Origin of the sequence: Staphylococcus sp. HMSC063A07 (assembly GCF_001836955.1) — a bacterium.
Taxonomy (GTDB): domain Bacteria; phylum Bacillota; class Bacilli; order Staphylococcales; family Staphylococcaceae; genus Staphylococcus; species Staphylococcus lugdunensis.
Genome location: NZ_KV830932.1, coordinates 425,716 through 435,850, shown reverse-complemented (window position 1 = coordinate 435,850; position 10,135 = coordinate 425,716). Strand labels below are relative to the sequence as shown.

The window sequence follows — 10,135 nt, the reverse complement described above, 5'->3', positions numbered from 1 at the left end:
GACTGGATTGAAAATACGCTGATACCAAGTTTATTTCAATCCTAGTCAACCTTGCCAGAGCGGGACAGAATTCATTATGAATTCTGTCCCGCTCTCGTTTTAAATATAGGTAACGCAACATTATATTAAGATAGCGTAATGCTTTTTATTAGACACCTTGTATAGAAATAGTAAGGTTGGAACTTATTGTAAAAAATTTATTGCTTTTAGAATTGCTAAAACTCTAAGATTTGATTGTTTGTTTACGCATTACTAAACAAAATGGATGTAAAATGCAGTTATTTATATTACTTAACCCTAGTAAATGCATCAAAATATAGGGAAAATATAAACTTTATGTTACATAGTGATAACAATAGCCAATTCGCAACGACTTTATGCTAGTCTAAGATTAAATCAGACTACAAATGAAAAGGAATGACATCATGAAGAAAACAATAACAGCAACAGTTTCATCAGTAGCCGCATTTTTAGCTGTAAATGGTATTGCGGATGCTTCTCCGGCTAAACCAGTTAAAGCGCAAACAACGATTAATACTTTATATACATCACATACAGAAGCTGTAACAGCAAATAATTATTCTGAAAATGATATCGTGGTAGTGAAATCAGGCGATTCATTAAATTCAATTGCTTCTGCCCATCATATTACAGTGACAGATATTTATAACTTTAACCCAGGAGTTACTGAATTAATTCATCCGGGGGACTTAATCGCAGTTTCTAGCAAAGGTGCTGCATTACTTGGTACTAATATTAATGGTGCAACTTATACCGAAGTATCTTCGTCAAATCAACCACAAGATATTGCGCATTTAGTTACATCGACAACATCATATGATAAACAACATGATTTAACTTTTGATGAGTTAACACATGCAAATGCAACAACAAGCTCACAATCACATGTGACTTCTGGCACTGCAGGATCTCAAAGCTATCATAATAATACGCAAGCATCATCATACAACGGCCAACAAACATCAGCGCCAGCACATCATAATGCAGTAACACATCATCGCTACCATTATGGTTCATCACCAGCGCCTAACAAATATAAATCTGTAGCTAATCAAGGCAACCTATATGCATATGGCAACTGCACATACTATGTCTTTAATCGTCGTAGTGAATTAGGACGTTCAATTGGCAGTACTTGGGGCAATGCAAATAACTGGGCTTATTCAGCAAAAAGAGCTGGATTTACTGTTAATAATACTCCAGCAGTAGGTGCGATTTTCCAAACAGGTGCAGGCTATTACGGACACGTTGGCGTAGTTGAACGTGTGAACAGCAATGGTTCTATTTATGTATCTGAAATGAATTATAATGGACATTTCAATAATGTCACACATCGTTCAATTTATAATGTGAGCAGTTATAAATATATTCATTAATAACAACAGCTTAATTAAGGTGAGGCTTTGAATGCAAATGCATTGAGGAAGTCTCACCTTTATTTATTTTTTATGATAGAGTTACTTTCTTTAACATAGTTGCTTGGTATAATAAAGCTAAGTATCATCAGCGATAAAATAATAGAAAGGATGACAAGTATGGCAATTCACCAGTATTTTAAAAGATTATCAGACTTAGAAAAGTTAATAAGATTGCCGGGTAAATTTAAATATTTTGAACATAATGTTGCTGCGCATTCTTTTAAAGTCACTAAAATAGCACAATATTTAGCAACCGTTGAGGCACATCATGGTAACGAAGTTGATTGGAAAAGTTTGTATGAAAAGGCACTTAATCATGATTTTGCTGAAGTGTTTACTGGTGATATAAAAACGCCAGTGAAGTATGCAAGTAGAGAACTTAAAATGTTATTTTCCCAAGTAGAAGAAGAAATGGTAAATACATTTGTCAATGAAGAGATTCCTGAACCTTATCAAGATATTTATCGCCAGAGATTACAAGAGGGAAAAGATGATTCTTTAGAAGGGCAAATACTAGCAGTAGCTGATAAAATAGACTTACTATATGAAACGTTTGGAGAAATTCAAAAACGTAATCCTGAACCCTTATTTTTCGAAATATATGAAAATAGCCTAGAAACAATAATTCAATTTGATCATTTAGTTTCGGTGCAAGACTTTATTGAGAATGTAATTCCAGAAATGTTAACCGAAAACTTTATTCCTAGAACAGAATTACGCGAGACAACGATGTCAATCTTAAAACAAAGAAATGGGTGAACATCATGATTTGGTATGTCTGTGCTGCGTTATTTCCATGTTTATTAGTCGTCTTGTTTAGTGTTGTAACAAGAAATAAATGGATTGGAACGCTGGTCGCATTGATTTTAATTGCAACGTCCATATATAAAGGTTTTTTTCACAATGAATGGATCATATTTTTAGATGTCGTTTCATTATTAGCTGGTTATGTTATCATTGATAATCTTAAATTACATCAATCACATGATAATGACTAACGAACGTCGAATATGATGTTTAAAATTAAAAATATGATAAACGCTAGCAGTTCAAACTGACCATGAAGAAGGACAAACATAGTAGCAACACTGTGTTTGTTTTTTGTTTAAAAGAATAAAAGATTTAACGGGATGTTTAGCGAACAAACGTTTGTATTTTTGTTGAATTATCTGTTAGAATAGAAAATAAATCGAGCAAAGTATATGATGAGACAAACGATAGGAGGCGTATCTTAATATGGTTGAGCACGTACCATTTAAACTAAAATCTGAATTTGAGCCACAAGGTGACCAACCTCAAGCAATTCAAAAGATTGTTAAGGGCATTAATGAAGGTAAGCGACATCAAACATTATTGGGAGCAACTGGTACAGGTAAGACATTTACAATGAGTAATGTAATTAAAGAGGTTGGCAAACCTACTTTGATTATCGCCCATAACAAAACCTTGGCAGGTCAACTCTATAGTGAATTCAAAGAGTTTTTCCCAGAAAATAGAGTCGAATATTTTGTTAGTTATTATGATTACTATCAACCAGAAGCTTATGTGCCTTCCACAGATACATTTATCGAAAAGGATGCTTCAATTAATGATGAAATCGACCAGTTACGCCATTCAGCTACAAGTGCTTTATTTGAACGCGATGATGTTATTATTATCGCAAGTGTGAGTTGCATATACGGTTTAGGTAATCCTGAAGAATACAAGGATTTAGTTGTTAGTGTGCGCGTCGGTATGGAAATGGAGCGGACAGAACTTTTAAGAAAATTAGTCGATGTTCAGTATTCTAGAAATGATATAGATTTTCAACGCGGAACTTTTAGAGTGCGTGGCGATGTCGTAGAAATTTTCCCAGCTTCAAGAGAAGAAATGTGCATCAGGGTGGAATTTTTTGGCGATGAAATTGATCGTATTAGAGAAGTAAATTATTTAACGGGTGAAGTGTTGAGAGAAAGAGAACACTTCGCTATTTTCCCAGCCTCTCACTTTGTCACTCGAGATGAGAAGATGCAATTAGCGATTCAACGAATTGAAAAGGAACTTGAAGAACGACTTAAGGAATTACGAGCTGAAAATAAATTATTAGAAGCACAACGTTTAGAGCAACGGACAAATTATGATTTGGAAATGATGCGAGAAATGGGTTTTTGTTCGGGGATTGAAAACTATTCAGTACACCTAACATTAAGACCTTTGGGATCAACTCCTTATACATTATTAGATTATTTTGGTGATGATTGGCTAGTTATGATAGATGAGTCACACGTAACTTTACCGCAAATAAGAGGCATGTATAACGGTGATAGAGCACGTAAACAAGTGCTTGTGGATCATGGATTTAGATTGCCGAGTGCACTAGATAACCGACCGTTAATGTTTGAAGAGTTTGAGGATAAGACAAAGCAACTCGTATATGTATCAGCTACACCGGGACCTTATGAACTAGAACATACGGATGAAATGGTAGAACAAATTATTCGACCTACAGGCCTATTAGATCCTAAAATTGACGTCAGACCAACCGAAAATCAAATTGATGATTTATTAGGCGAAATACAAGAACGTGTTGAACGTAATGAACGCGTATTAGTGACAACATTAACGAAAAAAATGAGTGAAGATCTAACAACGTACATGAAAGAAGCGGGAATTAAAGTAAATTATCTTCATTCGGAAATTAAAACATTAGAACGTATTGAAATCATTAGGGATTTACGTATGGGTACGTATGATGTCATTGTTGGCATTAACTTATTACGAGAGGGTATTGATATACCAGAAGTATCGTTAGTCGTCATTTTAGATGCGGATAAAGAAGGTTTCCTACGTTCAAATCGGTCATTAATTCAAACGATTGGACGTGCGGCGCGTAATGATCGAGGTGAAGTCATCATGTATGCAGATAAGATGACCGATTCTATGAAGTACGCCATAGACGAAACTCAACGTCGTCGTGAAATACAAACCGCACACAATGAAAAATATGGTATTACACCGCAAACGATTCATAAACGGATACACGATGTTATCAGTGCTACTGTTGAGAATGATGAAACAAATGCACAAGAACAAACTACAGTTCCTAAGAAAATGACGAAAAAAGAACGACAAAAAACAATTGAAAATATCGAAAAAGAAATGAAAAAAGCAGCAAAAGAATTGGACTTCGAGAAAGCAACAGAGTTAAGAGATATGTTGTTTGAACTAAAATCAGAAGGGTGACAGTTACATGAAAGGACCAAGTATAGTAGTTAAAGGGGCGCGTGCGCATAATTTAAAGGATATCGATATTGAGTTGCCTAAAAATAAATTAATCGTTATGACTGGATTGTCGGGATCTGGAAAATCTTCATTAGCCTTCGATACCATTTATGCTGAAGGGCAACGTCGCTATGTTGAGTCATTAAGTGCATATGCTCGGCAATTTTTAGGACAGATGGATAAGCCTGATGTTGATACGATTGAAGGCTTATCTCCTGCAATATCTATCGATCAAAAGACGACAAGTAAAAATCCACGTTCCACAGTGGCTACAGTAACGGAAATATATGATTATATTCGTTTACTCTATGCTAGGGTAGGTAAAGCCTATTGTCCCAATCATGGTATAGAGATTGAGTCCCAAACTGTTCAGCAAATGGTTGATCGTATATTAGAACTTGAAGAACGTACTAAAATTCAAATTTTGGCACCTGTGATTTCTCATAGAAAAGGGAGCCATGAAAAGTTAATAGAAAGCATTGGTAAGAAAGGATATGTACGCTTAAGAGTGGATGGTGATATCGTCGATGTTAATGAAGTCCCACCACTAGATAAGAATAAAAATCATACGCTTGAAGTGGTTGTCGATCGTTTAGTTGTGAAGCCAGGTATTGAAACACGATTAGCTGATTCAATTGAAACGGGTTTAGAATTAGCAGAAGGAAACATTACAGTCAATGTTATTGATGGTGAAGATCTTAAATTTTCTGAGAATCATGCATGTCCTATTTGTGGCTTTTCAATCGGTGAATTGGAACCAAGAATGTTTAGTTTCAATAGTCCATTTGGTGCTTGTCCTACATGTGACGGTCTAGGTCAAAGGTTGACGGTTGACTTAGATTTAGTTATTCCAGATAAGAATAAGACGTTAAATGAAGGAGCCATTGAACCATGGGAACCTACGAGTTCAGATTTTTACCAAACATTACTTGCCCGAGTATGTGAGGTATACAAAATCAATATGGATAAACCATTTAAAAAGTTAACGGATAGACAGCAAAATATTTTATTAAATGGTTCTGGAGACAAAGAAATTGAGTTTTCTTTTTCTAGTAGAAATGGTGGCACACGTCATAGAAAAATGACTTTTGAGGGTGTCTTACCTAATATTAGTCGACGTTTTCATGAATCACCTTCTGAATATACACGTGAAATGATGAGTAAATATATGACTGAATTGCCATGTGAAACATGCCATGGTAAACGACTAAGTCAAGAAGCGCTATCTGTTTATGTGGGTCAATACAATATCGGTGAAGTTGTCGAATATTCGATTGGTAAAGCTTTAGATTACTTTAAGAATTTAGTGCTGTCTGAACAAGATAGAGCAATTGCTAATCAAATTTTAAAAGAAATTATTGCACGATTATCATTTTTAAATAATGTTGGTCTAGAATATTTAACATTAAACCGAGCATCAGGTTCTCTGTCAGGTGGAGAAGCACAGCGTATTCGTTTAGCAACGCAAATAGGTTCACGATTAACAGGTGTATTGTATGTTCTTGATGAACCATCTATTGGTTTACATCAGCGCGACAATGATCGTTTAATTCATACATTGAAAGAAATGAGAGACCTTGGCAATACACTTATTGTTGTCGAACATGATGACGACACGATGCGTGCTGCGGATTATCTTGTTGATGTTGGTCCTGGTGCAGGAAATCATGGTGGAGAAATTGTTTCGAGTGGTACCCCAGACAAGGTTATGAAAGATAAGAAATCACTTACTGGTCAATACTTAAGTGGTCAAAAACGCATTGACGTACCTGAACATCGAAGAGCGATTACTGAACGTAAATTAAGTATTAAAGGTGCTAGAAGCAACAATTTGAAAAATGTGGATGTAGACATTCCATTGTCAGTAATGAATGTTGTCACTGGCGTTTCGGGTTCCGGAAAAAGTTCATTAGTGAATGAAGTATTATACAAAGCGTTAGCTCAAGCGATAAACAATTCAAAAGTTAAGCCAGGTGACTATGACAAGATTACCGGTATGGAACAGTTAGATAAAATTATCGATATTGATCAATCGCCAATTGGTCGTACACCACGATCAAATCCTGCGACTTATACGGGTGTATTTGATGATATACGCAATGTCTTTGCACAAACGAATGAAGCTAAAATAAGAGGTTATCAAAAAGGACGCTTTAGCTTTAACGTTAAAGGCGGTCGTTGCGAAGCATGTAAAGGTGACGGCATTATCAAAATTGAAATGCATTTCTTACCGGATGTATACGTACCTTGTGAAGTCTGTGATGGACAACGCTACAATCGAGAAACGCTCGAAGTGACGTATAAAGGGAAGAATATTGCGCAAGTATTAGACATGACTGTTGAAGAAGCGACACATTTCTTTGAAAATATACCTAAAATTCATCGGAAATTGCAGACACTGGTTGATGTAGGTTTAGGTTATATTACACTTGGACAACAAGCTACAACGTTATCTGGTGGTGAAGCACAGCGTGTTAAACTTGCTTCAGAACTGCATAAACGATCAACGGGACGTTCGATTTATATATTAGATGAACCAACAACAGGATTGCATGTTGATGATATTCGACGTTTGCTTAAAGTTTTGAATCGATTAGTAGAAAACGGTGATACGGTAGTCATCATTGAACACAATTTAGATGTAATCAAGACAGCAGACCATATTATTGATTTAGGGCCTGAAGGTGGCGATGGTGGCGGTACAATTGTTGCCACTGGAACACCAGAGGAAATTTCAAATGTTGATGCATCCTATACAGGACAATATTTGAAAAATGTCTTAGCCCGTGATAAAGCAGAATAACAATTGAACTAGTTTGATATATATTTTGACTATAGGCTGAAGGTAGGCTTAAGAAAGACGTCAATAGTACAACGTATTGTATAGAAGCCAGTAAATGAGTTTTCTCATGAATTCATTTACTGGTTATTTTTCTAACAATCATCTTCAGCCATGTATTATATCCGATTAAAAGCTTTAGTTAAGTGTGACTTTGATTGATGTTATTTATTTTTGTTGCTGTGAAATATATCAGTGTAACGACAATAATATGATATTACGGTATCTTATTATAAATCTTCCATTTTGAATGAACTTTTATATAACTTGGTGTGATATTTTTGATATGATAAGAAGTGAACAATTTCAAGTTACGTTTTGAGGTGAACCCATGCTTACAACAAAAAAGTTAGTTGAGCTATTAAAGTTAGAATTGCTTGTTGGGGAAAAAGGACTAAATAAACAAATTAAGAATACGGATATTTCACGACCTGGGCTTGAGATGGCAGGTTATTTTTCGCACTATGCATCAGACCGAATTCAGTTATTAGGTACGACAGAATTATCATTTTATAATTTACTTCCAGATGACGAAAGACAAGGTCGTATGCGAAAATTATGTCGACCTGATACGCCTGCTATTATAGTGACAAGAGGTTTAGAGCCGCCTAAAGAATTGATTGAAGCTGCCACTGAAATGAATACACCATTAATTGTCTCTAGCGATGCGACTACAAGTTTAATGAGTAGACTTACAACTTTTTTAGAACATCAACTTGCGCGTTCTACATCGTTGCATGGCGTTTTAGTAGATGTTTATGGCGTAGGTGTATTGATTACCGGAGATTCAGGTATTGGGAAAAGTGAAACAGCACTTGAATTAGTCAAACGTGGACACCGTTTAGTAGCCGATGATAACGTTGAAATAAGAGAAATATCTAAAGACGAACTTATTGGTAAACCGCCAAAACTTATCGAACATTTACTTGAGATTCGTGGATTAGGTGTCATCAATGTGATGACTCTATTTGGTGCAGGTTCCATTTTGACAGAAAAGCAAATCCGACTAAATATTAATTTAGAAAATTGGAATAAAGAAAAACTCTACGATAGAGTAGGCTTACATGAAGAAAAATTACGCATACTAGATACTGAAATCACAAAGAAAACAATTCCAGTTCGACCAGGACGAAACGTGGCAGTTATTATTGAAGTTGCAGCCATGAATTATCGCTTAAATATCATGGGCATTAATACTGCCGAGGAATTTAACGAACGTTTGAACGCAGAAATTAGAAAAAATGGACATAATCATGAGGAGCACTAACGTATGAATTTAATGGTAAGTTATATAAATCCAGTGGCAATTGAATTAGGCCCTTTATCGATAAAATGGTATGGGATTATTATTGCTTTTGGCATTTTGCTGGGCTATTTTGTCGCCCAAAAGAGTTTAATCAATGTAGGATTACATAAAGACACACTTGTAGATATTATTTTTTACTGTGCATTATTAGGCTTTTTAGCAGCACGAATTTATTTCGTTATTTTTCAATGGCCGTATTATGCACAGAATCCAGCTGAGATACCTAAAATTTGGCACGGTGGTATAGCGATACACGGTGGGTTACTCGGTGGGTTTATCACTGGAATAATTATATGTAAGCTAAGAAACCTCCATCCATTTCAAATTGGTGATATTGTTGCGCCAAGTATTATCTTAGCGCAAGGTATTGGTCGTTGGGGTAACTTTATGAATCATGAAGCGCATGGTGGTCCTGTATCACGTGCATTTTTAGAACAACTACATCTTCCAGAGTTTATTATCAATAACATGTACATCGAAGGTACATATTATCATCCGACATTTTTATATGAATCCATTTGGGATGTTGCTGGTTTCGTCATACTCTTAACATTGCGTAAGCATTTACGAATTGGAGAAACATTCTTTAGTTACTTAATTTGGTATTCTATTGGTCGCTTTTTTGTTGAAGGCCTACGCACCGATAGCTTAATGTTGACAAGTCATATTCGTGTGGCACAACTTGTTTCAATCATTTTGATACTCGTCGGTTTAACTTTTATTGTCTACCGACGTTTAAAATATAAAGCGCCAGTTTATAAAGATGCAGGTCCACTTACCTGGCCAAGTCAGACGGCGAAGGTTAAGCGATGAGACGATTACAAAAACGTAGTAGTACAGGCATTAATCCATTATGGCATATGTATCGTTTTATTCGCTTTCCAAAAGTGTTGAAGCAAACCGTTATTATAGAATTTTGTCGTTTTATTCCTAGCATGCCATTGAAGCGATATGTCTATCGACGCTTTTTAAATATGTCTATCGGTCAAGCTACTGCAATTGCTTATAAAGTAACACCAGATTTATTTTATCCAGAACTTATAAGCATTGGTGATAACTGTGTGATTGGGTATAATACTACAATATTAACTCATGAAATTCTTGTTGATGAATATCGACAAGGTCAAGTGATAATAGGAGACCATACGATGATAGGTGCCAATGTGACGATTTTACCAGGCGTATATATTGGTAAGCATGTGATTATTGCTGCGGGTTCAATTGTATCGAAAGATATTCCAGATGGTTGTTTTGCTTGCGGTAATCCAATTCAAATACATAGGAAGTGAG

At 35.6% G+C, this 10,135-nt stretch carries 8 protein-coding genes; all 8 read left to right on the top strand.

Features of this window, described 5'->3' with window-relative positions:
• The first annotated feature begins 425 nt into the window (after positions 1 to 425).
• The 8 genes from HMPREF2597_RS12045 (at position 426) to HMPREF2597_RS12010 (ending at position 10,134) form a co-directional block, all read left to right on the top strand.
• On the top strand, positions 426 to 1,397 hold the full coding sequence (locus tag HMPREF2597_RS12045; protein ID WP_002479338.1) for a COG3942 and LysM peptidoglycan-binding domain-containing protein: 972 nt from the start codon (positions 426 to 428) through the stop codon (positions 1,395 to 1,397).
• Between the two features lie 159 nt (positions 1,398 to 1,556).
• Positions 1,557 to 2,198: a YfbR-like 5'-deoxynucleotidase gene (locus HMPREF2597_RS12040; protein ID WP_002479337.1), complete on the top strand. Its 642-nt coding sequence runs from the start codon at positions 1,557 to 1,559 to the stop codon at positions 2,196 to 2,198.
• A gap of 5 nt (positions 2,199 to 2,203) precedes the next feature.
• The gene (locus tag HMPREF2597_RS12035) at positions 2,204 to 2,437 is read left to right on the top strand and encodes a CsbA family protein (RefSeq protein ID WP_002459710.1); all 234 of its coding nucleotides are present in this window, start codon (positions 2,204 to 2,206) and stop codon (positions 2,435 to 2,437) included.
• 238 nt (positions 2,438 to 2,675) lie between these two features.
• Positions 2,676 to 4,661, top strand: a complete 1,986-nt coding sequence (uvrB, locus tag HMPREF2597_RS12030; RefSeq protein WP_002459709.1) for an excinuclease ABC subunit UvrB — start codon at positions 2,676 to 2,678, stop codon at positions 4,659 to 4,661.
• A 7-nt stretch (positions 4,662 to 4,668) separates the two neighbouring features.
• Positions 4,669 to 7,503, top strand: coding sequence for an excinuclease ABC subunit UvrA (uvrA, locus tag HMPREF2597_RS12025; protein WP_002479335.1), 2,835 nt, complete (start codon positions 4,669 to 4,671; stop codon positions 7,501 to 7,503).
• A 367-nt stretch (positions 7,504 to 7,870) separates the two neighbouring features.
• The gene (gene hprK, locus HMPREF2597_RS12020) at positions 7,871 to 8,806 is read left to right on the top strand and encodes an HPr(Ser) kinase/phosphatase (protein ID WP_002459707.1); all 936 of its coding nucleotides are present in this window, start codon (positions 7,871 to 7,873) and stop codon (positions 8,804 to 8,806) included.
• Between the two features lie 3 nt (positions 8,807 to 8,809).
• Positions 8,810 to 9,658: a prolipoprotein diacylglyceryl transferase gene (lgt, locus tag HMPREF2597_RS12015; protein WP_002479334.1), complete on the top strand. Its 849-nt coding sequence runs from the start codon at positions 8,810 to 8,812 to the stop codon at positions 9,656 to 9,658.
• On the top strand, positions 9,655 to 10,134 hold the full coding sequence (locus tag HMPREF2597_RS12010; RefSeq protein WP_002479333.1) for an acyltransferase: 480 nt from the start codon (positions 9,655 to 9,657) through the stop codon (positions 10,132 to 10,134). The genes lgt and HMPREF2597_RS12010 overlap by 4 nt, the downstream gene beginning before the upstream one ends.
• Position 10,135 lies beyond the last annotated feature (1 nt).

Bases quoted from the DNA above. Each gene is read 5' to 3' on its own strand.
- HMPREF2597_RS12045 (WP_002479338.1), top strand. From the start codon at position 426: ATGAAGAAAACAATAACAGCAACAGTTTCATCAGTAGCCGCATTTTTA.
- HMPREF2597_RS12040 (WP_002479337.1), top strand. From the start codon at position 1,557: ATGGCAATTCACCAGTATTTTAAAAGATTATCAGACTTAGAAAAGTTA.
- HMPREF2597_RS12035 (WP_002459710.1), top strand. From the start codon at position 2,204: ATGATTTGGTATGTCTGTGCTGCGTTATTTCCATGTTTATTAGTCGTC.
- uvrB (WP_002459709.1), top strand. From the start codon at position 2,676: ATGGTTGAGCACGTACCATTTAAACTAAAATCTGAATTTGAGCCACAA.
- uvrA (WP_002479335.1), top strand. From the start codon at position 4,669: ATGAAAGGACCAAGTATAGTAGTTAAAGGGGCGCGTGCGCATAATTTA.
- hprK (WP_002459707.1), top strand. From the start codon at position 7,871: ATGCTTACAACAAAAAAGTTAGTTGAGCTATTAAAGTTAGAATTGCTT.
- lgt (WP_002479334.1), top strand. From the start codon at position 8,810: ATGAATTTAATGGTAAGTTATATAAATCCAGTGGCAATTGAATTAGGC.
- HMPREF2597_RS12010 (WP_002479333.1), top strand. From the start codon at position 9,655: ATGAGACGATTACAAAAACGTAGTAGTACAGGCATTAATCCATTATGG.